A 21,614-nucleotide genomic window follows, 5' to 3' on the forward strand; every position below is an offset into this window, starting at 1 on the left:
GATCGTTAGGCCGATCGTCGCGAGGACGGCCACACCCAGATTGAAGCGCCCGCTTCGGTGCTCGAACGACGGGACGAGATCGTCGAGATCGAGATCGAAATCCGAATCGCGTGCCCGATCCACTCGTCCGTCCGGTTCGTCGCCGCCGTTCGTGGCCGTCGGTCCCGTCCCAGTCCCCGCATCCGGTTCGGCCTCCAGACCGACGGCCTCCTGTACCTCCTCCGCAAGTAGATACGTCGTTTCGGAACGCCGCTCGCGCCAGAAGATAGCCGTGAGCAGCGGGACGAACAGGGCGAGGAGCGCGGTTCCCTCGAGCGGGCCGATCGTTCCGTCGAGCGACATCGCGAACGCCGGGACGGGGACGAGAACGAGCATGAGCAGATACAGCCGCGGAACGTCTATCCGAAACGGGACGAGGAGCCCCGCGAGCCCGACGGCAACGGCGAGGACGAACAGCGACTCCCCGAACACCGTTCCGAGCGCGAGGGCCGGGAGTTCGACGAACGCCGCGGCGATACCGAGGACGGCGTTCTCGAGGTCGACGCCGGCTAACACGACCGCGAGAAAGAAGCCGGAAACCCCGAGCGAGACGGCGCTCTGGGCGACGGCCTCGATGAAGACCTCCACACACCAGATCACCAGCACGACGCCGACGAGAAACAGCCCGACGAGGGCGATCGGGGAGCTCGGAACGACCATGTCCCCGCGTCTACACCGCTATGCTACTTATTAGCAAGCATTGGCGTTCTGGAAAGCGATCGAAGACGTATCCGTTCAGAGCGCTTCGGGAATCGGGATGCCACCGAAGAAGAGGAGCGAGCACAGCCAGTAGGCGACGTAGAGGCCGACGAGCACGTAGCCGTGGCGGCGGCGAATCCGTCCGGTCGAGATGACCACTGCGGCGACGGCCGTGAGGATGGCGACGGCGGGCAGGTGAAAGAACAGGACTTCGCGCGGAATCGTCACGTCGGCGACGTACGTGATGACCCCGACGTTGGCCGTCACCGAGAAGATGACGCTTCCGATGACGTGGCCGATGCCGATCTCCGGAATCCCGCGTCGGACCGGCTCGATCGTCAACAGCAGGTTCTCGACGGTCAACACGAGCGTCAACACCGTCGCGCCGAAGACGGTCTCCTCGATCCCCCACGATTCGATGATCGCCTCCGAGCCCGTCTCGAGGAGCAGCGCGCCGGCCATCACGCCGACCAGCGCGACGCCGGCGAACCCGAGCCAGAAGACGCCCTCGTAGCGTCGCTCGGCGACGTAGCGATCTTCGGGGATGTCCTCGAGGACGGTCCTGCTGTCGACGTCTTCGATGGCGAGTTCGTCGATGGGGACGCCGCCGTCGGCCTCGATTCGCTCCGCGATCTCCGAGTCCCTGAAGACGGGAACGTCGCGCTGTATCTCTCGGAGCACGATGTAGCCGAAGAGCGCGACGAAAACGCCGGTGAGAACGAGCCCGTGTCCCAGCGTGAGCGTCTCGACGATGACGAACGGAATCAAAAGCAGCGGAGCGATCGCGAGCAACAGCAGGTAGTCGCGGGGAACCTCGACCGGGAACGGGCTGTAGATCGCCGCGACGGCAAGCGTGATGCCGGTGATCGCGAGCGCGGTGCCGAGCGCGGTGCCGAGCGCGACCTGCTCGAGTTCGCCGGCACCGAACACGAGCGCGACGACGGTGTCGTCGAATTCGATCCCGGTGAAGACGATCGCCAGCGCGAATATCGAGACGCCGAGCCCCAGCGCCGCCCGCGTGAGATAGCTGATGAGTTTTTCGACGCTGTAGGTCAGGACGATCGCACCGATGGCGAGGACGAGGTACGCGGCCCACAGCCCCTGTGCTTCGACGACGCTCTCGACGGCCGCTTCGATCATGTCCCCGATCCACGGTAGCTGTTCACATATAGCTAACAGGCCGGGAATGGATTTCCGTGGGAAATGTATACACGCTCGAGCGACCGGAACGCGGTTCCCCGTCGGTGGATGGCTCCGTTCAGTCGCTCGCGAGCCGATCCGTTCCGTCGATGTCGTCGGCCTGGAGAACAAACGTCCGTTCGGGCGGCGGGGTGATCCGTAACTCGACGCTGCGGACGAGTTCGTAGTACTTCTTGTTCCCGCGCCGGTAGTGTGCGACTAGTCCCGCCTCTTCTAGCGTCGAGAGGTGGTGGACGGCCGTCTTGCCGTCCATCCCGGTCGCCTCCGCGAGCTCCGAGACGTACATCGGCTCGCGCGAGAGTTCCCTGAGGATGGCGAGGCGCGTCCCGTTGCCCAACGCGTCGAGCAGGTCCATACCGCTAGATATCGGGCGCTGTACACAAGAAGGGTTTCGGCGATCAGTCTAGATTCGCGGCTCGAGCCGGCCCCGAAGTCGACGTATCGAACGGCGTGAACGGGGCTTTATCTCCGTTGCCGTGTCACATAGTCCCATGAGCGACCGCGTCGACTTCCCGGACGAGCGGACCAGCGACCGGCGGACGATCACGAGCGGGTTCTTCGAACAGGAGGTGTACCTCTCCCGCGAGGAGACGGCGGCGTTCCTCCACGACCTCGCCGACCAACTCGAGGCCGGGACCTCGTTTACGATCTCCGCATCGGAGTGGGAGATCCCCTTCGACTACAGCGATCCCGTCGAAGTCGAGGTCGAGTTTTCCGAACAGCGCGAACGCGAACTCGAGATCGAACTCGAGTTCACGGAGCCGAGCGGGGGTGACGACCTGTCGGTTCGGTAGTCCGTCTGGTACCACGACATTCCTCGCCCTCGATCGGTGAGTATCGGCCGTGAAGAGCCGTACCAGTGTTTTGGCGAGATCGTGAGTGTCCGTGGCGAACGCGACCGGACGATCGATCGTTCGTCGTCGATCTCGTCGGACGGTTCGTTTCCAGCTTCAGCGGACAATCTTGGCCATCGTCCTCTTTCCGATCTCCGATTCCGTTGGTTATTATTACCGGCAACCGACCCTTCGAAAGCTATTAATACAGCGGTGTGGCGGTAGATAGCAATGAATCAATCCCTCGCGGTCGATGCCGACGGGGTACACGAGCGGATCGTTACCGGAGTTGCGGCACTCGAGGGGGTCGATCCGCTCTCGCTCCCGCCGCTGTTCGACGCGGTCGATCCCGACGCACTCGCGGCTCTCTTCGCGACCACGGAGTCGGGCAGCCCCCGATCCGGCCACGTCGGCTTTACCTACGTCGGCCATCAGGTGACGATCGAGTTCGACGAGACCGATACGCCCGTCGTGACGATCGATTGACGGCCCAACCGCCCGACCGGCCCGTCGGCCGTCGATCGGGAGCGGTCGCCAGTGGGGCGTTCAGCCGGGGCGGTCCGATTTCGTTCGAACGAAGACTAATGCTGGCTCGGCTGATACGTGTCGCCGATGGCAGCACTCGAGCGGCTTCGCGCGTATCCGGTGAAGGGACTCGACGGGATCGATCTCGAGGCGACTCCAGTGCTCGAGGGCGGGACGATAGCCCACGACAGGGAGTTCGCCCTGTTCGACGCCGACGGCGACGTTCTCAACGGCAAACGGACCGACCGAGTACACGCTCTCGACACCGATTTCGATCCCGAGACGACCGTCCTCACGGTCGACCCGCCGGCGGGAGAGACGCGCCGGTTCGATCTCGACGCCGACCGCGAGACCGCCGCGGCGTGGTTCAGCGAGTTCTTCGACGAGGACCTCTCGCTCGAGCGAGACGCCTCGCTCGGCTTCGTCGACCGGCGCGAGATGGGACCCTCGGTGGTCAGTACGGCGACACTCGAGACCGTCGCGTCGTGGTTCGATGGGATGACCGTCGAGGGCGCGCGGCGGCGAATGCGGGCGAACATCGAAGTGTCCGGCGTCGCCCCCTTCTGGGAGGACCGGTTCGTCGGCGAAGACGCGCCGGCGTTCGAGATCGGCGGCGTTCGGCTCGAGGGGATCACGCCCTGTGGCCGCTGTGTCGTTCCCCAACGCGATCCCGATACTGGAGAGCCGATCGCGGAGTTCCGGGACCGGTTCATCCAGCAGCGAGAGGAAACGTTCCCCGAGTGGGCCGACGCGGCCGCGTTCGATCACTACTACTCGCTGATGATTATCACGCGCGTCGCAGAAAGCGACCGCGGGAACACGCTCCGCGTCGGCGAGCCGGTCGAAGTCGTCTAACGGCCCCGTTCTCAGTGGTCGATTCCGGGGCGCTGGAACGTCGTTTCGGCCGTTTCGTTTCCGCGGCGTGGCCCGTTCAACGCGTCCTCGAGTTCCGGTGCGGCGAGTACCTCGTTTCGCTCGGGTTCGTCCGGCCGGCGGAAGTAGTAGGTGTCCGCACAGCCGGCGACCAGTTCGGAAAGCGGTCGCTCCTCGTCGTGGACGACCGAGACGAGGTCACCCGTCACCGCGATCAGCGCGGCGTCGTCGGGTTTGTAGAGCGCGTCCCGGAGTTCGCTGACGGTACTGTCGGCCGGTAGCTCGAGGGTAACGCCGTCGACGGTCGTCCATCGCGTTTCCATATCCCGGGCTTCGGCCCTGGCGTTCTATACGGTTGTGCCCGCAGACACAGGCCGGCCGCCGGCCCTGATCTGAATAGCGGTCGCTCGCGGCCTTCGTCCCGACGCCGTCCCGGCGATTACCGCCCGCGGGGCCAGTGCGATAAAGTGGGTTCGCTTGATTGACCAGACGTGATGACCGATCGAAAGGGGGACGCGATCGAGACGCTCGAGTACGTGGCGCGCTCGCCGAGCCGCGTGCGGATCCTCGAGACGCTGTCCGCGGAGGGTGCCGTTTCCAGAGACGCGTTGCGAGCCGAGGTCGACGTCGTGCGAACGACGCTACAACGGAACCTCACGGGGTTGATCGAACGAGGGCTGATCCGCGAGCGCGATCGGCGCTACGAACTCACGTCGGCCGGCTCGCTCGCGACGGGCGGGCTTTCGACGGCGATCGAGCGGATCGACGCCGCGGAGCGCTTGCGACCGGTGCTCGAGCGGATTCCACCGGCCGAACTCGCCTTCGATCTCGAGCGGCTGGTCGACGCGACGGTCGTCGAAGCCACCACGGCGAATCCCTACGGCCCGGTTGAGCACCACGCGGCGAGCCTCGCGGACGCGAGACACGCCAGACTGGCGTTGCCGGCGGCCGGAGCCGAGCCGATCAAACGGACGCGGGAGGCCGTCGAAGCGGGTGCGGTCTTCGAACTGATCGTCACGGAATCGGTCGCGGAGACGCTGCGGACGGAGCCGTCGATCGCGGATTCGTTCGCGACGATCGCTGCGTCCGACTCCGTTTCCGTCTCCGTCGTCGAGCGGGGGATTCCGTTCTATCTGGGCGTCATCGACGACGCCGTCCAGATCGGCGTGGACGACGACACCGGGCTTCCGACGGCGCTCCTCGAGTCGACCGATGCGCGGGTTCGGGAGTGGGCGATCGATCGGTTCGACTCCCTCGCAACACAGGCTAGGGCGATCGATTTCGAGGAATAGCCGTCCGGCGGGCGGGTCGCCCTCGCAGGGTGACGCGTCGAGCCGACGCGTGCACGCCGTGCACATGCTGTGCGGGGTACACTGATACGGCCTCGCATCGGACAGTACCGATGCGGTAGGTGGTGATTCGCGCGGCGCTGACGGTCAACGGATGGGGGGAGCATTCGTCGACGGGCCGCGACGCCGACCGCACGACACCGACGCCGGTTCCGGCCTGCCCCGGGACCGCTTTTCGCCTTCGAGTGGCTCGGCCTCGAGATGTATCTCCGTTCCGCGGGCGTTTGATACAGTTACGAGCACATATCTCCGTCTTTAGGCGCGGGAGGAGGTCAATCAGGAAACGCTTAGGATGTCGCGTCCGGAACGCAGCATGTGAGCGAGAACCGAGTCGTTCAGGGGCGAATGGTCACAGCCGAAAAACTCGCGGAACTGGTCGAGGGCGACTCCGTGATGGAAGTCGATTCGATCGTCGAGGCCGACGAGGAGTGTCCGGACTGTGGCGGGAACGTACTGAAAGTGGTGTACATGCCGTCGGTTACCGAACTCGTGACCGGCTGGAAGTGCCAAGACTGCGACTGGAGCGAGGACGATCGGGACTGAGCCCGTGACTGCGCGGTTGACGGCCACTGCGGCCATCGACACGTTTCGGCTCCGATAGCTATCGTCTCGTCTCGAAAACCAGGTCGGTCGTTACTGATCAGTAGTTGCGAGTCCCGAGACCGGGGACGCGCCCGCGACGATCGCCCCGGTCGAGAGAATCGCGGCCGAGAGGGCGACGAAGTCCCCGCTCGGCGAGTAGCCAGCCAGTCCCGCGCCCGTCTGCACGATGAACATGGTAACGAAGAAACTGAGGACGGCGAAGACGAGCATGACCAAGGCCGTGATGATACTTGCGGCTAAGACGCCGAAGGAATCGAGTACACTCATCGTCTTTTTTGAGAATTATGGCAACCGAATAAATATTCGGAAGGGGATATCGGGTCGGCCGAGTTACCCGCGACTCGAGCGTGGTCGTTTCGACCGGCCGGGAAGTCACCACACCAGCCACTCGAGGGCGACCACGAGGGCGGCGAGGAAGACGTGTTCGCCGTCGACGACGAAGCCGTAGTACAGCGGGCCGCGGTCGGGGGTCGCGAAGGGGATGTACGCACAGACGTAGGCGTTCATCGCGAGTACGACGAGGAACTCGTCCGGGAGCACGCCGGCACCGACGAGGGCGATGACCGCCGCGGCGACGGCGACGGTCGAACACAGCGACAGGAGTCTGGTCCACCGCGGCCCGAACAGGTTGGGGACCGTCGGAATCCCTTCCGCGCGGTCGCCCTCGATGTCCTTGATATCGAAGATCGCCGCGGCGATGGTGATCATCGTCGTGATGTAGGCAAAGAGGAACAGGATCTCGAGGGAGTACAACCGGCCGTAGTAGTAGCCGACGCCGAGCGGGATCGCGCCCCACGCGAGGCCGACGACGAGGTTCTTCACGAGGAAGACCCGTTTGACGCCGCCGACGGAGTACAGGAGGACGACGGCGAGCGGGAGGAGCATGTACGCCGCGCCGGGCAGGCCGAGCGCGACGGCGACGCCGATCGCGGCGACGTAGAGTCCGATCCCGAGCGCGAGCCAGAGTCGGCCATAGCGTTTCGTAAACGCCGCGCGCCGCGGGACGTTTTGCTCGTCTTCCTCGAGGTCGGTAAACCGGTTGACCGTGTAGACGAACATCGTCGCCGCGAAGACGATAAACAGCGGCAGGGCCTCGAGGGGGAGCGCCGCGAGCACCACGGTCGTGACGACGACGCTGACCGTGGCCAGCGAGATGAAGAGGTTGCTGTGAACGAGCAATCGGAGGGCGGCTTTCACCGATGACACCCAACCCGAGGATCGGTGCGTTGCGGTGGGGTTCGTCACAGCGGGTGCGCCTCGTGGCAGTAGTAGGGAGAGGCGACGTTTGAATGCTGTGTCGGACGGTTCCAATCGCCTCGGACTCGAGACCGAACGGGGCACGGGAGAAACTGAAAAACGGATGCCACATTCCGACCGAAATCCGGGCTGTGAGCCGGACAGCCGGATTTCGATCCACTGGAAAATCGATGACTCATCGCGACGATTCGGGCTCGAGTTCGGACGTGCGGGTAGGTCACACCCACCTTCGCTTGAAAACCCACAGAAAGACGGTGACACGGAAAACGGTACGCTGGTGACGAACCCGGTCGAGTCGATACACGTCGATGGATATCACGTGACGAGCGGAAACTGGCAGGATTTAAGCAAGGGCGGAACGGCCGTTCACATGGCATGAAATTACACGAGTATCAGGCGAAGAGCGTCTTCGCCGATGCCGGGATTCCGACGCCGGCTTCGGAGCTCGCCTCCGACGTCGACGGCGTCGTCACCGCGGCCGAGGAGATCGGGTATCCAGTAGCGGTGAAAGCGCAGGTACAGGTCGGCGGCCGGGGGAAGGCCGGCGGAATTAAACTCGTCGAGGACGAGGACGAGGCCCGCGAGGCCGCCGAGTCCATTCTCGGGATGGATCTGAAGGGGTATCACGTCGACCGCGTGCTCGTCGAGGAAGCGGTCGACTTCGTCAACGAACTCTACGTGGGGATCACGATGGACCGCGGCGAGGGCAAACCCGTCGCGATGGTCTCGACCAAGGGCGGGGTCAACATCGAGGAGGTCGCCGAGGAAGATCCCGATGCGATCGCCCGCGAACACATCGATCCCGCCTTCGGGATGCATCCGTACCAGGCCCGGAAGGCCGTCTACGACGCCGGCGTCGATCAATCGATCGCGCGCGACGTCTCGAGTGTTCTCACCACGCTCTACGAGCTCTGGGACGAGAAAGACGGTGCCGACGCCGAGATCAACCCGCTGATGGTCACCAGCGATAACGAGGTCATCGCGGCCGACGCCGTAATGAACATCGACGAGGACGCGTTGTTCCGCCAGCCCGAACTCGCCGAGATGGAAGAGGAGGCGGCCGGCGGCGACGAACTCGAGCAGAAGGCCGACGAGTACGGCTTCGACTACGTCCGTCTCGACGGCAACGTCGGCATCATCGGCAACGGTGCCGGACTCGTGATGACGACGCTGGACCTGGTCGACCACTACGGCGGCCAGCCCGCGAACTTCCTCGACGTCGGCGGCGGCGCGAAGGCCGCCCGCATCGCGAACGCGCTCGATATGGTGTTCTCGGACGACAACGTCGATTCGGTCGTCTTCAACATCTTCGGCGGGATCACCCGCGGCGACGAGGTCGCCCGCGGTATCAACGAGGCGCTCGAGCAGTTCGACGAGATCCCAAAGCCGGTCGTCGTCCGACTGGCCGGGACCAACTGGGAGGAAGGCATGGAGATTCTGAACGAGGACCTCGTGACGGTCGAACAGACCCTCGAGGACGCGGTTCAGCGTGCCGTCGAATACGCTGACGAGGTGAACGAACAATGAGCGTACTAGTCGACGACGACACGCGCGTCGTGGTACAGGGCATCACCGGCGGGGAAGGGAAGTTCCACGCCGAACAGATGATGGAGTACGGCACCAACGTCGTCGCCGGTGCGGTCCCCGGCAAGGGCGGGCAGGAAGTCAGCGGCGTGCCGGTCTACGACACGGTCCACGAGGCCGTCGACGAGGAGAACGCCGACACCTCGGTCATCTTCGTCCCGCCGGCGTTTGCCGGCGACGCGGTCTTCGAATCGCTCGACTCCGATCTCGACCTCGCGGTCGCGATCACGGAGGGCATTCCGACCCAGGATATGGCGCGGGTCAACAAGCGCCTCTCCGAGACCGACACCCGACTCATCGGCCCGAACTGTCCCGGTCTCATCACGCCCGGCGAGGCCAAACTCGGCATCCTCCCCGGGAACATCTTCTCGGAGGGGAACGTCGGTCTGGTCTCCCGCTCGGGCACCCTGACCTACCAGGTCGTCGACAGCCTGACCAACCGTGGTATCGGCCAGACGACCGCCATCGGGATCGGCGGCGACCCGATCATCGGCACCGACTTCGTCGACGCCCTCGAGCTGTTCGAGGACGACCCCGACACCGACGCCATCGTCATGTGCGGCGAGATCGGCGGCGAAGACGAGGAGGAAGCGGCCGCGTTCATCGACGACTACGTCGACACGCCGGTCGCCGGCTTCATCGCCGGCCGCACCGCGCCCCCGGGCAAGCGGATGGGCCACGCCGGTGCGATCGTCTCCGGCTCCGGTACCGGGACCGCCGAGAGCAAGATCTCGGCGCTCAACGACGCCGGCGTTCCGGTCGGTGACACCCCCGAAGAAGTCGCCAACCACATCGAAGAGTTCCTCTCGTAACGCTTCGACCTCGCGACCGCCTCGGCCCGTGACCGCTTCGCGGGCCGGCCGTTTTGCGGTCTTTTGTATTCGGCTCGGTCGACACGCCCCCTCCTTGAGCCACGGAGCCGTCGCTCTGCACTGTGGCTCGCAACGCGAACCCGTCGTATTCGCGCAGTAAGATCACAGGGAAGCCACACATCACTCGCCCGTATGCCGGTCTGGCTCGAGTGTGCGAACTGCGGGGACGAACACAGCGTTCCGGAGCGAGCCGCCGATCCGGAAACGGGTGGCACACAGTGTCCCGAGTGCGGCGGGAAATCGTACGTGGTTCGACGGACGGGACTCGCGTGGCACCCCGATCCGTGACCGCTCTCGAGGTCGATCGAAGCGAGAGAGAAAACCCGGGAGAATATCGGGCGAAACCGGCGCGATTCGACGTGGTTCCCCAGCGCGCGATCACCGCTTGCTCGACGGGAACGGTCGACCGAGCGGGTCAGAACAACCCGCCGAGCGACGACCGAAGTCGACCGAGCGGCCCCGACGACTCGTCATCGTCAGCCGTCGCGTCCGCATCGCCGTCGGCCACGTCCTCGGCTTGGTCGGGGTTGGCCTCCGTATCGGTTTCGCCGTCGTCGCCACCGTCGACCGCTGCGTCTTCGGCTGCGGGGGGTTCCGAGGCGGTCTCGAGGGCCGCGTCGTCGTCCGCGGTATCGTCTTCTAGATCGTCGCCTTCGCCATCCGCTGCCGTCTCAGTACTCGAGTCGGGGTCCGTCTCCGGGGCGATAGCTGCATCCTCCATCGTGGTCGCATCTTCCACAGCCTCTTCCGTCGCATCGGCTGGGTCGGACTCGAGACCGTCGCCTGACTCGCTCTCGACATCGGACTCGCTTTCGGACGGCTCGTCACCAGTTTCGGCATCGCTCGCGGTCGTCTCACCGTTGTCGTCCCAGAGCGGGGCGTCGGTCCCCGTCTCGCCGTCGGTGGCGCTGGGTGCGTCGGTAGCGGCCACCTCGTCAGCGTCGGGGTCGTCCTCGTCGGCCGATGGGTTCTCGTCGGCCGATTCTGTGCCGCCCTCCGTTGCGGCCGGATCGCCGGTCTCGTCGCCCTGCGAGTCGTCGGACGCGTCCGGGTCGATCCAGAGGAATTCTTGGTCTTTCGTGCGCCCGGTGAGGAGCAGATCCGTCAGTTCGTCGTCGTCGGCCAGCAACTCGTCGTCGACGGGCGTCTCCGGCTCGGGGTCCGGCTCGTCCGCGCTCGCGATGATATCGTCCGGACTCTCGTCTTCGAGCACGTCGTCGGCACCCCCATCGTCGGCCGCGTCCGCGCGGAGTTGATCGAAGATGTCGGCGGCCGTCCTGTCCTCGACGCCGTCGCTCCCGTCGTCGGCTCGGTCCCCGTCTGCCGGTTCGGACCGGCGCTCGTCCCCCGAATCGACGCCGGTCTCGACATCCCCGAACAGGTCGTCGACGCTCGAGCCCACCTCGAGTGCCCCGTCGCCCGGATTGTCTGTTGTACTATCTGTCATGAAGGTCCTTCTGTGCTAGTGGATTATCACGCGACTTTAATTTTTGGAATTTTCTCAGTCACGATAGATGAAAGAAGTGACGTATTAGTGTACTGGCCGTCAGACGGGATCGATGACATCGAAAGTTGACAAGTGACTAGTGACTGGGGCAGTTAGGTGCCGATACGGACAATCTAGGGTTTCGATAGGATGGGGTCCCGCTGGTCGGCACAGACTGAGGTGGAAACATCGCGTCGTCGGCGTCGATCTCGTCCGCTTAGCGGGTCAGTGGCGTTCGATCGACGAAGTCGACGATGTGCTCGGCGATTTCCTCGCCGGCGTCTTCCTGTAGGAAGTGGGCGGCGTCGTCGATCCAGATATCGGGCTGCTCGCTCGCGGTCGGGATGTGGTGTCGGAGCGGATCGCGGTCGTGTGATGTGATCGGATCTTCCCGCCCGAACAGGACGAACGCCGGTTTCTCCCACTCGCCGAGGCGATCCTGGGTTTCCGACAGCAGGTCCGCACCGGGATCGTCCGGCGACTGCGGGACGAGGCCGGGGAACGTCCGCGCAGCGGCCATGTATCGCTCGTCAGGGAACGGGGCGCGGTAGGCGTCGACCACTGCCTCGGAGAGGTCCCGGTAGCAGCCGTTCCGGACGAGTCTGCCGATGTCGAGATCGTCGGCGGTCGCCACCATCTCGGCGAACTCGTGCCATCGATCGCTCATCGCTTGGGTGCCGTCCGGCACGCCGGTGTTCATCGGCACGAGGCGCGCGAACCGCTCGGGTTCGTGGGTTGCGAGCGGGAGTCCGAGAACGCCGCCCCAGTCCTGACAGACGAGCGTGATATTCGTCAGCTCGAGTTTCTCGACAAAGGTCTTCAGCGCGTCGTAGTGCATCTCGACGGAGTACGCGTCGCGGTCCTCGTACCGATCGGAGCGACCGCAGCCGATCAGGTCGGGGACGACGACGCGGCCCCGTTCGGCCAGGGTGGGCATCATCTTCCGATAGAGAAACGACCACGTCGGCTCGCCGTGGAGACAGAGGAACGTCTCTTCGGCATCGCCGCTGCCCTCGCTACCGCCCGTTTCCACGTACGCCATGTCTAAATCACCGACATCGACGTACTGCGGCTCGTAGTCGAAGTTCGGCACGTCGGTGAACCGTTCCTCTGAGATACTGACGACCATACGCCACGACACCACATACCACTATTCAAAGGTTCGGGAACCGAGATGAATTCGCCCACCGTTTCCGGTCGGAGCGATCGAAACGCAGGGACATGGCCGGGTCCCCTACTCACGTCGAGACGCTATTTCGGCCGTATCGGATAGTTTCAGATACCGGCTGTGCGTACTGGCGGTCCTCGAGAACCGTCCACTGGGGTGACCATCCAAAAACATTATATTCTCGTTAACCACTTCTAGAGATATGGTTTACGAGATTGGCAACGAGACGGTCGACGACGCGCTCGAGCGGGTGCTGGCGGGCGAGCGACTCGATCGCACCGACGGGCTCGCGCTGCTGGCCCAACCGGTCGACGCGCTCGCCGAGGCCGGCGCGGCCGTGCGCGATCGCTTCGGCGACGGTACGGTCGACGCCTGCTCGATCGTCAACGCGAAGGCGGGCAACTGCGCCGAAGATTGCGGCTTCTGCGCGCAGTCGGTTCACTTCGACACCGGCATCGATACCTACGGCTTCCTCGGCCCCGAGAAAATCCTCGAGGCCGCGAAACGCGCCGAACGCGACGGTGCCCAGCGCTTCGGCATCGTCGTCGCCGAGAAGGGCGTCTCGAAGGAGCGCCGACCCGACGAGTGGGCGGAAGTGCTCGAGTCGATCCGCCTCGTCCGCGACGAGTGCGATCTCGAGGTCGACGCCTCCCTCGGAATTTTGACCGAGGAGGAGGCCGCGATCCTCGCCGAGGAGGGGATCAACCACTACAATCACAACATCGAGACCTCGCCGAACTACTTCCCCGAAATCGTCGAGAGCCACAGGTTCGAAGACCGGGTCCGGACCCTCGAGGTCGCCAAGGAGGCCGGCATGGACCTCTGTGCGGGCGTCATCCTCGGGATGGGCGAGACGCCGACAGATCGGGTCGAGGCCGCGATCGCGCTGCAGGACATCGGGATCTCCTCGCTGCCGGTCAACGTCCTCAACCCGGTTGCGGGGACGCCGCTGGCCGAGCAGGGGGTCGACATCAGCACGGAGGAAATCGTCAAGACGGTCGCGGTGTACAAGCTGCTTCACCCCGAGTCGCGGGTCCGCCTGACCGGCGGCCGCGAAGTCAACCTCGAGCCCGACGAGCAGCACCTGCCGCTCGAGGCCGGCGCTGACGGGCTCCTTACCGGCGACTATCTGACAACCGAGGGCCAATCGCCCGGCGAGGACTTAGAGATCATCGAACGGGCCGGCCTCGAGCCCAATCGGGACACCAACGAGTTCGATCCCGAGGTGGTTAAGGCCCGCCACGACGGGGCTGGGGAATCGTCGACCGACGAAACGGTGAGTACGGGCGCGGAACCGAGCGACGACTGAGACGGCGGATTCAACACATCGACAGCTATGGACGAAATCACGTTTGCGGTACTCGGAACCGGCGGTATCGGCCGACGAGCACTCGAAGTGAGCCAGCACAAGGACGCGCTGACCCCCGTCGCGGCGTGTGACCGCCACGGCGTCGCCGTCGACTTCGACGGCCTCGACGTGGACGAGCTACTGGCGGCGACGGAGGGCAATATCGATAACGAGGTCGCGACGGACGGTGGGTCTGGCGGGACGACCGCCGCCGAAGGCGGCGTCAAACAACACGGCCAGCAGCGGGGCGTCGTCGCCTCGAGTCAGGCCCGCCCGAGCGCGGACCCGATTCAGGAGATCATCGACCGCGGCGACGGGATCGACGCGGTCCTACTGGCCCTGCCGAACTACGAGCACGACTTCATCCCGCGGACCGCCGACCGTTTCGTCGATGGCGACTACGCGGGCGTGTTGGTCGACGTGCTCAAGCGCTCGCGCGTGATCAGCATGCTCGACGACCGCAGCGAGGACTTCGAGGAAGCCGGGATCACGTTCATCTGCGGCGCGGGCGCGACCCCCGGGCTGCTGACCGGCGCGGCCGCACTCGCCGCGCAGTCGTTCGTCGAGGTCACCGATGTCGACATCCACTGGGGCGTCGGGCTCAAATCGGGCTACGAGGACAACCGTGGCACCGTCCGCGAGGACATCGCGCACCTCCCCGGGTACGACATCGAGACCGCCCGCGACCTCTCCGAGGCCGAGATCGAGTCGATCATCGACGACCACGACGGTGTCATCGAGTTCGAGGATATGGAACACGCCGACGACGTTCTCCTCGAGCGGGCGGGCGTCTGCGACGCCGAAGATGTCACGGTCGGCGGGATCCTCGACGTTCGCAACGACGAGAAACCGACGACGACCACGGTCCGTGTGACCGGCCGGACCTTCGACGGCGAGACGGCGACGAACACGTTCGAACTCGGCGACGAGACGAGCATGGAGGCGAACGTCAACGGCCCCGCGCTTGGCTATCTCGAGACCGGTGTCCGGCGGAACCGCGCCGGCGAGTACGGCGTCTTCGGCCCGGTGGACCTGCTGCCCGGCTTCTGAGCGTCGGCCCGGCATTTTCCGACTACTCTCGAGCACATATGATACCGATACTCCAGCCGCCACAGCGACTCAACCGTCCCGAGCCGGCTGCTCCGGCCGTGTCGAGTCGAACCAATCGACCGATTAGAACCGTGAGAGTCAAACCGTGGCGTTGAGTTCCCTTACCCGAATGGCCGACCGCGGGTTCGACCTCGAGGGACGACTCGACACCCTCAAGGACCACGACTTGAAACGTGCCCTCTCGCCCGTCGACCGAGTTGCGGAGCGGGGCTACTTCGCCGAGCCCTCGGGCGGTGAGCTACCCGTCCTCGAGTCGGCGGAGGCGCTCGTCTTCGCCTCGAACAACTACCTCGGGCTGACGGACGATCAGCGAATTCAGGACGCGGCCCGACAGGCCGCCGCGACCGTCGGCACCGGGGCCGGAGCGAGCCGGCTCGTCACCGGCGACACGATGGTCCACCGAGACCTCGAGCGACTGCTCGCCGAGGTCAAGGGGACCGAGCGCGCGCTGACCTTCTCCTCGGGCTACGCCGCGAACGTCGGGACGATCACCGCCCTCGAGCCGGACGTCGTCTTCTCCGACGAGTTGAATCACGCGAGCATCGTCGACGGCTGCCGGCTCGCGGACGCCGACACCGTCGTCTACGACCACTGCGACGCCGCGAGCCTGCGATCGGCCCTCGAGGAGCGGGCCGACGCAGCCGCGCGGGCGGGCCGAGACCCGACCGACGAGTCGTGGCTGATCGTCACCGACTCGGTATTCAGCATGGACGGCACCGTCGCGCCGCTCGAGGAAATCTGCGACGCCGCCGAGGCCGTTGGCGCGTGGGTGATGGTCGACGAGGCCCACGCGACGGGCCTCTACGCGGACGGCGGCGGCGTCGTGCAGGCCGAGGGGCTCGAGGACAGGATCCAGATCCAAATGGGAACGCTCTCGAAGGCGCTGGCGAGTCAGGGCGGCTACGTTGCCGGCAGCGCGGATCTAATCGAGTGCATGGTAAACGACGCGCGCTCCTTCGTCTTCTCGACTGGCCTCGCGCCGCCGGCCGCCGCGGCCGCGAGCGAAGCACTCCACGTCGCCCGACACGGCGACGCTCGAGAGCGCCTCTGGGAGAACGTCGCCCACCTCCGCGACGGCCTCGAGACCATGGGGTTCGACGTCTGGGGCGACTCCCAAATCCTCCCGCTGGTCGTCGGCGACCGGGAAGACGCGATGGCCCTCGCCGACGGCATTCGGGAGCGCGACGTCGTCGCGCCGGCGATCCGGCCGCCGACGGTACCCGAAGGGACCAGCCGGCTCCGCGTCGCTCCGATAGCGACCCACGACGAGAACGACATCATCGACTGCCTTGAGGCGTTCCGCGCCGCGGGCGAGGAAGTGGGGCTACTGTGACCGGGACCCGACCAATCGCCGTCGTCGGCACCGGAACGGGCGTCGGCAAGACGGTCGTGACGGCCGGACTCACGCGACTGCTCCGCGAGGCCGGCCACGACGCGCGGGCGATCAAACCGGCCCAGACCGGCCACCCGCCCGACGACGTCGACGACTTACAGTCGTCGGCTCGACGAGCGTCGCTCGTCGGTGATGCCGGATTCGTCGCCGCGGCCTGTGACGATCCCACGGCCGCGACCTGCCCGCGCTATCTCGAGCCGGCGCTCGCACCCCGCGTCGCCGCCGAGGTCGCGGGCGAGGACCTCTCGTACGAGACGATCCGCGAGGCTTGCGAGCGCGAAATCGAGGCGACACCGGTCCCGATCGTCGAGGGAATCGGCGGCCTCCGGGTGCCGCTGGCCGGCGACCGCGAGGTCATCGACCTCGTCGCCGACCTCGAGGCCGCGGCGGTCGTCGTCACGCGCTCGGGGCTGGGCACGCTCAATCACACCGCGCTCTCGGTCGACGCGCTCGAGGCCCGCGGGATCGATATCTGCGGGATCCTCGTCAACGAGTACGCCGGCGAGACGGTGGCCGAACGGACCAACCCCGACGAACTCGAGCGGATGACTGGCTATCCCGTCGAGACGGTCCCGCCGGTAGACGACGATATGCCTGCCGAAGAACCCGACCCGCGTCCCCTCGCTGCCGGCGTCAGCGGTGCGCTCTCCGCTGAATTTCTGGCGTCGCTTCCGGTAGCCGGTCTCTAAAGTGTGTCGCGGTCAGTCGGCCGACGGTGCCGGGAGCTCGTCGTCGGCCGCCGCCCGTTCGTGTTCGGACGACAGATCGGTCACCGCCGCGTCGAGTTCGACCAGTCGGGCGACGACCTCGGATTTCCGGTGTTCGACCTCGAGGTGGACGCGAAGGTCGTTCCGGTCGTCGTACGACTCGGTACAAAGCGGGCAGCTACGGGAGTCTGTCATTCGGTCGGTCACCACGAGATGGCACACCGTTCATCGACGTAATAGTGTCGTCAGTCGATGAATTGATATGTTCGATGGAAACGAATCGAAGTTAGCAATCTCCGTCACGTCCCCGGCATCCACCCAGCGGCGTCGGCGAACGGCGACCTCGGGAGGCTCAGAAGAAATCGTCTAACCCCGACTGGTCCTCGTCCGGGTCCTCGGCTGCGGGCGCGTCGCCCGACCGCTCGCCGTCGCTTCCGTCCTCGGCCGCCGTCCCTGCAAGCGCCTGTTGGCCGCTCGAGTCGCCGGCGGCGTCGCCGTCAGCGTTCCCGTCGGCCCCCGTTTCGGCGGCGTCCGCGTCGTCCTTGCTCGAGCCCTCGGCCTCGAAGAAGGCGTTGCCCGAGTGTTCGACCGCTTCCTCGGCTTTGCGTTCCGCGGCATCCTCGACGATCGACTGGACCTTGTTGGTGTCTTTACCGCTGCCGGTGACGAAAGAGACCTCCGACTCGTCGAGGTCGTACGCCGCGGCCATCCGGACGGTCAGGTCGCGGTTCTTGCAGTGGTGGGTCATCGCCGAGAGGAACGGCATGAGTTCACGCCGTGCCGTCGCGACGCTCGTCCCCTCCCGTTCGGCGATGCGCTCGGCGATCGAATCGCGGGTGTTCCGAGTCCCCTTGGTCCGGCCGAGTTTCGACCAGTAGCTCGGCGGGCCGTAGCGAGTCCAGCCGCCCTTATCGCCCCGTCTCGAGGCGGCGACGCCGGCGGTCATGTTGTCCGTCGCGTAGCGCCAGTAGGAGTAGTCCTGGGTCGCCCGCACCCGACCCAGCCAGCGGTCGGCGTTCGCGAGGAACCCGTAGGCGTCGGCGAGTTCCGCCCCCTGGTAGTCTTTCGGGACGTTGTCTTCGATCCAGTTGAGTAGGTCGTCTGGCGTCTCGTCGACATCGTAGGAGGCCCGCAGCGCCCCTTCGGCGTCTTTCTCCTTGATGAGTTCGTCGAGGAAATCGAAGATGCCCTCTGTGGTATCACGTTGACCAGTCACCACGTCGTCGACGGTCAAGCGTTCGGTCTCCTCGGCGACGGCCTGCAGGTCGTTGACCGCCGAACGTAGGTCGCCGCTCGTCGATTCGGCGATCTTCTCGAGTGCGTCCTCCTCGAACTCGACGCCCTCGCGGCGGCAGATGTCTCGCAGGACGGGAACGATCGACCGCTTCGAGACGTCGCGGAACTCGATCGTCTCACAGGAGTTGCGCAGCGACTTGCTCATGTCGTAGAACTCGTTTGCCACGAGGACGATCGGCTGGTTCGCGTCCTTGACGACGCGGGTGACCTCCCGCGAGCCGCCGTAGTCGGCGTTGCCGTGGAAGTTGTCCGCCTCGTCCAAGATGACGAGCCGGCGGCCCGCCTCGCCGCCGGTGAGCGTGCCGCTCTTTGCGGCCTCCCCGGCGACCTTCTCGATGACGTCGGCCCCGCGGCTGTCGCTGGCGTTTAACTCCATGACCGGCCAGCCCATGTCCGCGGCCAGCGCGTGGGCGGCGGAGGTCTTCCCGATGCCGGGACTGCCGTGGACGATCACCGACTTCCGGTGCTCGTCCCAGCTCTCGGCCCACTCCTCGAGTTTGTCGCGGGCCTTGTTGTTTCCGCGCACCTCCGACAGCGTCGTCGGGCGGTACTTCTCGGTCCAGTCAGTCATTGGCTACTGATAGGCGTGAGTCGCGTTTAGTGGTTGCGGAGCACTACTCCTCGCCGACGGTCTTCAGGTCGAGACGAGGCGTCGTCTCCGCGTACGCATCGTCGCTCGAGGCAGGGATCGAACGGCGATCGCGGAACCGGCCAGAAACGCTCCGAGACGCGATCCCAGAAGCGACATGACCTCAGTTCGTCCCGTAAACGAGTACGGTGCGCTCGGCCGCATCGTCGTCCGATTCGATGCGGATTGGGAACTCCTGATCGGCGTCGACCGGCGGCGTTCTGTACCCCGTCGTGAGGCCCGTCTGCTCTCCGGCCTCGAGGGTCACGGAGTGCTCTTCGACCCGCTCCGCGCTGTGGCCGACGATCAACGCGAGGTCCTGCGTGCCGGCGGCTCCGCCGGTGTTCTCGACCGTCGCGCTCACCTCGAGGAAGTCGCCGGCGTCGACCGGGGTAGTGGTCTCGAGGGCCGTCACCGAAAACGTCGCGGTCCCGCCGTCGCTTCCGTCACCGGTCTCGTCGGGTTCGATCTCGCTCAGACACTCCTGTGCGTTCGGGTTTCCGTGTGTGGTGCCGCCCGTCCGATAATCCATCTCCTCGGTTGCGAGTCCGGAAATGACGGTGCCGTCACTACCGTACGCTGGGATCTCGACGGTGATTTCGCCGTCGCCCTCGCGTACGGCGGCGTCGCTGCCGATTTCGAATACCACCGTTCCCGAAAACGGCGCGTCGACGTCCTCGCCGAAGACGAACCCGTCCTCGAGCATGGTGTTACCGTACAGTCCGTCGTCGTAGAAGCCCGTACTCGCGAAGGCGACATCGCCGGCTTCGAACGTCCCCGTGAGCTCCGCCCGGGTACAGGACGGAAACGAGACGGTCTGCTCCGAGTTCCCGCTCTCGGTGTCGGTGTCGTCGTCTTCCGCGGCGTCGTCGGACCCTCCTTCGGACTCGTTGGCGTTCGAATCGCCTTCCGACTTGGACCCATTGCTGGTCAAGGAGTTCGCGTCACTGAACGACTCGTCCGTGGTCTCGCCCGTTTCGTTCCCCGATTCCGGCTCGGCCTCGGCGTCCGAATCGTCAAACTCCGCGTTGAGACAGCCCGCGAGGCCGAGTCCGGCGCTCGAGACGCCGATAAAGGTCCGTCGTTGCATAGCCGGAGGAAGCACAGCTCACCGCATAAAGATGTCGCAGATGTGTTATGTCTGATTACAGTCATGGTCTCGTGAGTGACCGTCCGCAGTAGTGGACCGTCGGCTTGAGCGGGAATGACCCGCGAGATGATATTCCACGGAGAAACGCTCGTCCTCGGTGCGAGTCGTGTCGTCCTGCGCGGCGGCTCAGTCGGTCGACTCCTCGGCCTCGGGGGCGACCTCGCTTACGGTCACGCTCGAGACCCGCGTTCCCTCAACGTCTTCGACGGTTACCTCGTAGCCGTCGGCCTCGATCGCGTCGCCGACTTCGGGGGCGCGGCCGAGGCGGCTCAACACGAGGCCACCGATGGTACCGAACGCGTCACCCTCGAGTTCCGTTCCGAGGAGTTGGTTGACGTCCTCGAGCGGGACGCCGCCGTCCATGGTATAGCTGCCGTCGGGGAGTTCGTCGACCGAGGGCTCCATCTCGGCGACGTCGAACTCGTCTTGGATCTCGCCGACGACCTCCTCGATAACGTCCTCGATGGTCAGCATGCCCTCGAAGGCACCCCACTCGTCGATGACGACGGCCAACTGGACGTTCCGGCGGCGGAACTCCGCGAGGACCTCGTCGATCCGGCGGGTCTCGGGGACGATGAGCGCCTCTCGAGCGAGGTTGCGGGCGGTCGGTTCGGCGTCCGCACCCTCCCTATCAGCGGCTTCGATGGCCTGAAGCACGTCTTTGGCGTGGACGAAGCCGATGACGGGTTCGTCGGCCTCCTCGTCGACCACGGGGAACCGGGTGTAGTTCCCGCTGGCGGCAACCCCGCGGAGTTCCGAGAGTGGCATATCCGCGCGGACGGTGACGACGTCGGGCCGGGGGATCATCACCTCGCGGGCGACCGTGTCGCCGAGTTCGAACACCGCTTCGACCATCTCGACCTCGTCCGCGTCGACAGCGCCCTGTTCGCCCGACTGAGCGACGATCCGCAGGATCTCCTCCTCGCTGTGGCTCTCGTCGCGTTCGGAGGCCGGCGCGACACCGATCAGGCGCGTAAAGAAGTTCGCCGTGCCGTTGAACACGATGATTCCCGGGATGAAGATGTAATAGAAGAACTTCATCGGCGCGGCGACCAGCAGGGCGATCCGCTCGGCGTCGGCGATGGCCAGCGTCTTCGGCGCGAGTTCCCCGAAGACGACGTGGAGGAACGTGATGATGCTGAACCCGATCGCGATCGAGACGAGATGCAGCGTTCCGGCCGGCAGGATCGGCCCCAGTACCGGCTCGAGCAGCGAGGCGATCGCGGGCTCGCCGACCCACCCGAGTCCCAGCGAGGCGAGCGTGATGCCCAGTTGGGTCGTCGCGAGATAGTCGTCGAGGTTTTCCTCTGCCTCCTGGACCAGTTTGGCCGAGGACCGCCCCTCCGCGACGAGTTCCTCGATCTGGGTCGGTCGGATCCGAACGTAGGCGAACTCCGCGGCGACGAAGAAGCCGTTCAGGAAGACCAGCAAGAGGGCAAAGAGGAGCCGTCCGACGGAGAAGGCGAGGTCTACCATCGCCGCCACCCTGCCGAT

Annotated in this window: 23 protein-coding genes and 1 pseudogene; 12 read left to right on the forward strand and 12 right to left on the reverse strand. The window is 65.6% G+C overall.

The window, feature by feature from the left end; translation table 11 throughout:
* From C489_RS12495 to C489_RS12505, 3 genes and pseudogenes are all read right to left on the reverse strand, one after another.
* A pseudogene (locus C489_RS12495) lies at positions 1-699 on the reverse strand (sodium:calcium antiporter); the annotation flags it as partial.
* 75 nt (positions 700-774) lie between these two features.
* Positions 775-1,878 (reverse strand): sodium:calcium antiporter, encoded by a 1,104-nt coding sequence (locus tag C489_RS12500; RefSeq protein ID WP_006431644.1) that lies wholly within the window; start codon positions 1,876-1,878, stop codon positions 775-777.
* Positions 1,879-1,996: 118 nt separating this feature from the next.
* The gene (locus C489_RS12505) at positions 1,997-2,293 is read right to left on the reverse strand and encodes an ArsR/SmtB family transcription factor (protein ID WP_006431646.1); all 297 of its coding nucleotides are present in this window, start codon (positions 2,291-2,293) and stop codon (positions 1,997-1,999) included.
* A gap of 136 nt (positions 2,294-2,429) precedes the next feature.
* Between C489_RS12505 and C489_RS12510 the strand changes: the two genes are divergently transcribed.
* From C489_RS12510 to C489_RS12520, 3 genes are all read left to right on the forward strand, one after another.
* Positions 2,430-2,732: an amphi-Trp domain-containing protein gene (locus C489_RS12510; RefSeq protein WP_006431647.1), complete on the forward strand. Its 303-nt coding sequence runs from the start codon at positions 2,430-2,432 to the stop codon at positions 2,730-2,732.
* A 270-nt stretch (positions 2,733-3,002) separates the two neighbouring features.
* Positions 3,003-3,257 (forward strand): HalOD1 output domain-containing protein, encoded by a 255-nt coding sequence (locus C489_RS12515; protein ID WP_006431649.1) that lies wholly within the window; start codon positions 3,003-3,005, stop codon positions 3,255-3,257.
* Positions 3,258-3,383: 126 nt separating this feature from the next.
* On the forward strand, positions 3,384-4,151 hold the full coding sequence (locus C489_RS12520; RefSeq protein ID WP_006431651.1) for an MOSC domain-containing protein: 768 nt from the start codon (positions 3,384-3,386) through the stop codon (positions 4,149-4,151).
* Between the two features lie 11 nt (positions 4,152-4,162).
* Here the strand turns inward: C489_RS12520 and C489_RS12525 are convergent, their stop codons facing one another.
* A complete protein-coding gene (locus tag C489_RS12525) occupies positions 4,163-4,492 on the reverse strand; it encodes a hypothetical protein (RefSeq protein ID WP_006431653.1) in 330 nt (109 codons plus the stop codon).
* 171 nt (positions 4,493-4,663) lie between these two features.
* On the opposite strand from C489_RS12525, the gene C489_RS12530 reads away from it, so the two are divergent.
* Both C489_RS12530 and C489_RS12535 read left to right on the forward strand, forming a co-directional pair.
* Positions 4,664-5,461, forward strand: coding sequence for a helix-turn-helix transcriptional regulator (locus tag C489_RS12530; protein ID WP_006431654.1), 798 nt, complete (start codon positions 4,664-4,666; stop codon positions 5,459-5,461).
* Positions 5,462-5,833: 372 nt separating this feature from the next.
* Positions 5,834-6,061 (forward strand): DUF5795 family protein, encoded by a 228-nt coding sequence (locus tag C489_RS12535; RefSeq protein ID WP_006431655.1) that lies wholly within the window; start codon positions 5,834-5,836, stop codon positions 6,059-6,061.
* 90 nt (positions 6,062-6,151) lie between these two features.
* Here C489_RS12535 and C489_RS12540 read toward each other — a convergent pair whose 3' ends face one another.
* Both C489_RS12540 and C489_RS12545 read right to left on the reverse strand, forming a co-directional pair.
* Positions 6,152-6,388 (reverse strand): hypothetical protein, encoded by a 237-nt coding sequence (locus tag C489_RS12540; protein WP_006431656.1) that lies wholly within the window; start codon positions 6,386-6,388, stop codon positions 6,152-6,154.
* Between the two features lie 105 nt (positions 6,389-6,493).
* Positions 6,494-7,366 carry a UbiA family prenyltransferase gene (locus C489_RS12545; protein WP_049890825.1) on the reverse strand — a complete coding sequence of 291 codons (873 nt, stop codon included), beginning with the start codon at positions 7,364-7,366 and terminating at the stop codon, positions 6,494-6,496.
* 387 nt (positions 7,367-7,753) lie between these two features.
* On the opposite strand from C489_RS12545, the gene sucC reads away from it, so the two are divergent.
* The 3 genes from sucC (at position 7,754) to C489_RS22195 (ending at position 10,122) form a co-directional block, all read left to right on the forward strand.
* Positions 7,754-8,905, forward strand: a complete 1,152-nt coding sequence (gene sucC, locus C489_RS12550) for an ADP-forming succinate--CoA ligase subunit beta (RefSeq protein ID WP_006431658.1) — start codon at positions 7,754-7,756, stop codon at positions 8,903-8,905.
* Positions 8,902-9,774: a succinate--CoA ligase subunit alpha gene (gene sucD / locus C489_RS12555; protein ID WP_006431659.1), complete on the forward strand. Its 873-nt coding sequence runs from the start codon at positions 8,902-8,904 to the stop codon at positions 9,772-9,774. Before sucC ends, sucD begins: the two co-directional genes overlap by 4 nt.
* A 192-nt stretch (positions 9,775-9,966) precedes the next feature.
* On the forward strand, positions 9,967-10,122 hold the full coding sequence (locus C489_RS22195) for a hypothetical protein (RefSeq protein WP_006431660.1): 156 nt from the start codon (positions 9,967-9,969) through the stop codon (positions 10,120-10,122).
* A gap of 127 nt (positions 10,123-10,249) precedes the next feature.
* On the opposite strand, the gene C489_RS12560 is transcribed toward C489_RS22195, so the two are convergent.
* Entirely contained in the window at positions 10,250-11,281 is a 1,032-nt protein-coding gene (locus tag C489_RS12560; protein ID WP_006431661.1) for a hypothetical protein, read from the reverse strand.
* Positions 11,282-11,537: 256 nt separating this feature from the next.
* Positions 11,538-12,449: a haloalkane dehalogenase gene (locus C489_RS12565; protein WP_006431662.1), complete on the reverse strand. Its 912-nt coding sequence runs from the start codon at positions 12,447-12,449 to the stop codon at positions 11,538-11,540.
* A 241-nt stretch (positions 12,450-12,690) separates the two neighbouring features.
* On the opposite strand from C489_RS12565, the gene bioB reads away from it, so the two are divergent.
* From bioB to bioD, 4 genes are all read left to right on the forward strand, one after another.
* Positions 12,691-13,797: a biotin synthase BioB gene (bioB, locus tag C489_RS12570; RefSeq protein WP_006431663.1), complete on the forward strand. Its 1,107-nt coding sequence runs from the start codon at positions 12,691-12,693 to the stop codon at positions 13,795-13,797.
* A 27-nt stretch (positions 13,798-13,824) separates the two neighbouring features.
* Complete coding sequence (locus tag C489_RS12575; RefSeq protein ID WP_006431664.1) at positions 13,825-14,886, forward strand: hypothetical protein; 1,062 nt, start codon at positions 13,825-13,827, stop codon at positions 14,884-14,886.
* Positions 14,887-15,055: 169 nt separating this feature from the next.
* On the forward strand, positions 15,056-16,279 hold the full coding sequence (locus tag C489_RS12580) for an aminotransferase class I/II-fold pyridoxal phosphate-dependent enzyme (RefSeq protein ID WP_006431665.1): 1,224 nt from the start codon (positions 15,056-15,058) through the stop codon (positions 16,277-16,279).
* Positions 16,276-17,028 (forward strand): dethiobiotin synthase, encoded by a 753-nt coding sequence (gene bioD / locus C489_RS12585; RefSeq protein WP_006431666.1) that lies wholly within the window; start codon positions 16,276-16,278, stop codon positions 17,026-17,028. Before C489_RS12580 ends, bioD begins: the two co-directional genes overlap by 4 nt.
* A gap of 12 nt (positions 17,029-17,040) precedes the next feature.
* On the opposite strand, the gene C489_RS12590 is transcribed toward bioD, so the two are convergent.
* From C489_RS12590 to C489_RS12605, 4 genes are all read right to left on the reverse strand, one after another.
* The gene (locus tag C489_RS12590; protein ID WP_049890828.1) at positions 17,041-17,241 is read right to left on the reverse strand and encodes a hypothetical protein; all 201 of its coding nucleotides are present in this window, start codon (positions 17,239-17,241) and stop codon (positions 17,041-17,043) included.
* Positions 17,242-17,398: 157 nt separating this feature from the next.
* Positions 17,399-18,913 carry a replication factor C large subunit gene (locus tag C489_RS12595; RefSeq protein WP_006431668.1) on the reverse strand — a complete coding sequence of 505 codons (1,515 nt, stop codon included), beginning with the start codon at positions 18,911-18,913 and terminating at the stop codon, positions 17,399-17,401.
* Positions 18,914-19,094: 181 nt separating this feature from the next.
* Positions 19,095-20,060 carry a hypothetical protein gene (locus C489_RS12600; protein WP_006431669.1) on the reverse strand — a complete coding sequence of 322 codons (966 nt, stop codon included), beginning with the start codon at positions 20,058-20,060 and terminating at the stop codon, positions 19,095-19,097.
* A 186-nt stretch (positions 20,061-20,246) separates the two neighbouring features.
* On the reverse strand, positions 20,247-21,596 hold the full coding sequence (locus tag C489_RS12605) for a hemolysin family protein (protein WP_006431670.1): 1,350 nt from the start codon (positions 21,594-21,596) through the stop codon (positions 20,247-20,249).
* Positions 21,597-21,614 lie beyond the last annotated feature (18 nt).

This window comes from Natrinema versiforme JCM 10478 (assembly GCF_000337195.1).
In the GTDB taxonomy this organism is placed as follows: domain Archaea; phylum Halobacteriota; class Halobacteria; order Halobacteriales; family Natrialbaceae; genus Natrinema; species Natrinema versiforme.

Excerpts from the sequence above, each read along its gene's own strand:
- C489_RS12605 (WP_006431670.1), bottom strand. The coding sequence starts at position 21,596 with ATGGTAGACCTCGCCTTCTCCGTCGGACGGCTCCTCTTTGCCCTCTTG.
- C489_RS12520 (WP_006431651.1), top strand. The coding sequence starts at position 3,384 with ATGGCAGCACTCGAGCGGCTTCGCGCGTATCCGGTGAAGGGACTCGAC.
- C489_RS12565 (WP_006431662.1), bottom strand. The coding sequence starts at position 12,449 with ATGGTCGTCAGTATCTCAGAGGAACGGTTCACCGACGTGCCGAACTTC.
- C489_RS12590 (WP_049890828.1), bottom strand. The coding sequence starts at position 17,241 with ATGACAGACTCCCGTAGCTGCCCGCTTTGTACCGAGTCGTACGACGAC.
- bioB (WP_006431663.1), top strand. The coding sequence starts at position 12,691 with ATGGTTTACGAGATTGGCAACGAGACGGTCGACGACGCGCTCGAGCGG.
- C489_RS12525 (WP_006431653.1), bottom strand. The coding sequence starts at position 4,492 with ATGGAAACGCGATGGACGACCGTCGACGGCGTTACCCTCGAGCTACCG.
- C489_RS12510 (WP_006431647.1), top strand. The coding sequence starts at position 2,430 with ATGAGCGACCGCGTCGACTTCCCGGACGAGCGGACCAGCGACCGGCGG.
- C489_RS12515 (WP_006431649.1), top strand. The coding sequence starts at position 3,003 with ATGAATCAATCCCTCGCGGTCGATGCCGACGGGGTACACGAGCGGATC.
- C489_RS12575 (WP_006431664.1), top strand. The coding sequence starts at position 13,825 with ATGGACGAAATCACGTTTGCGGTACTCGGAACCGGCGGTATCGGCCGA.
- C489_RS12530 (WP_006431654.1), top strand. The coding sequence starts at position 4,664 with ATGACCGATCGAAAGGGGGACGCGATCGAGACGCTCGAGTACGTGGCG.
- C489_RS22195 (WP_006431660.1), top strand. The coding sequence starts at position 9,967 with ATGCCGGTCTGGCTCGAGTGTGCGAACTGCGGGGACGAACACAGCGTT.
- C489_RS12505 (WP_006431646.1), bottom strand. The coding sequence starts at position 2,293 with ATGGACCTGCTCGACGCGTTGGGCAACGGGACGCGCCTCGCCATCCTC.
- C489_RS12595 (WP_006431668.1), bottom strand. The coding sequence starts at position 18,913 with ATGACTGACTGGACCGAGAAGTACCGCCCGACGACGCTGTCGGAGGTG.
- C489_RS12580 (WP_006431665.1), top strand. The coding sequence starts at position 15,056 with ATGGCCGACCGCGGGTTCGACCTCGAGGGACGACTCGACACCCTCAAG.
- C489_RS12540 (WP_006431656.1), bottom strand. The coding sequence starts at position 6,388 with ATGAGTGTACTCGATTCCTTCGGCGTCTTAGCCGCAAGTATCATCACG.
- sucC (WP_006431658.1), top strand. The coding sequence starts at position 7,754 with ATGAAATTACACGAGTATCAGGCGAAGAGCGTCTTCGCCGATGCCGGG.
- C489_RS12560 (WP_006431661.1), bottom strand. The coding sequence starts at position 11,281 with ATGACAGATAGTACAACAGACAATCCGGGCGACGGGGCACTCGAGGTG.
- C489_RS12600 (WP_006431669.1), bottom strand. The coding sequence starts at position 20,060 with ATGCAACGACGGACCTTTATCGGCGTCTCGAGCGCCGGACTCGGCCTC.
- sucD (WP_006431659.1), top strand. The coding sequence starts at position 8,902 with ATGAGCGTACTAGTCGACGACGACACGCGCGTCGTGGTACAGGGCATC.
- C489_RS12500 (WP_006431644.1), bottom strand. The coding sequence starts at position 1,878 with ATGATCGAAGCGGCCGTCGAGAGCGTCGTCGAAGCACAGGGGCTGTGG.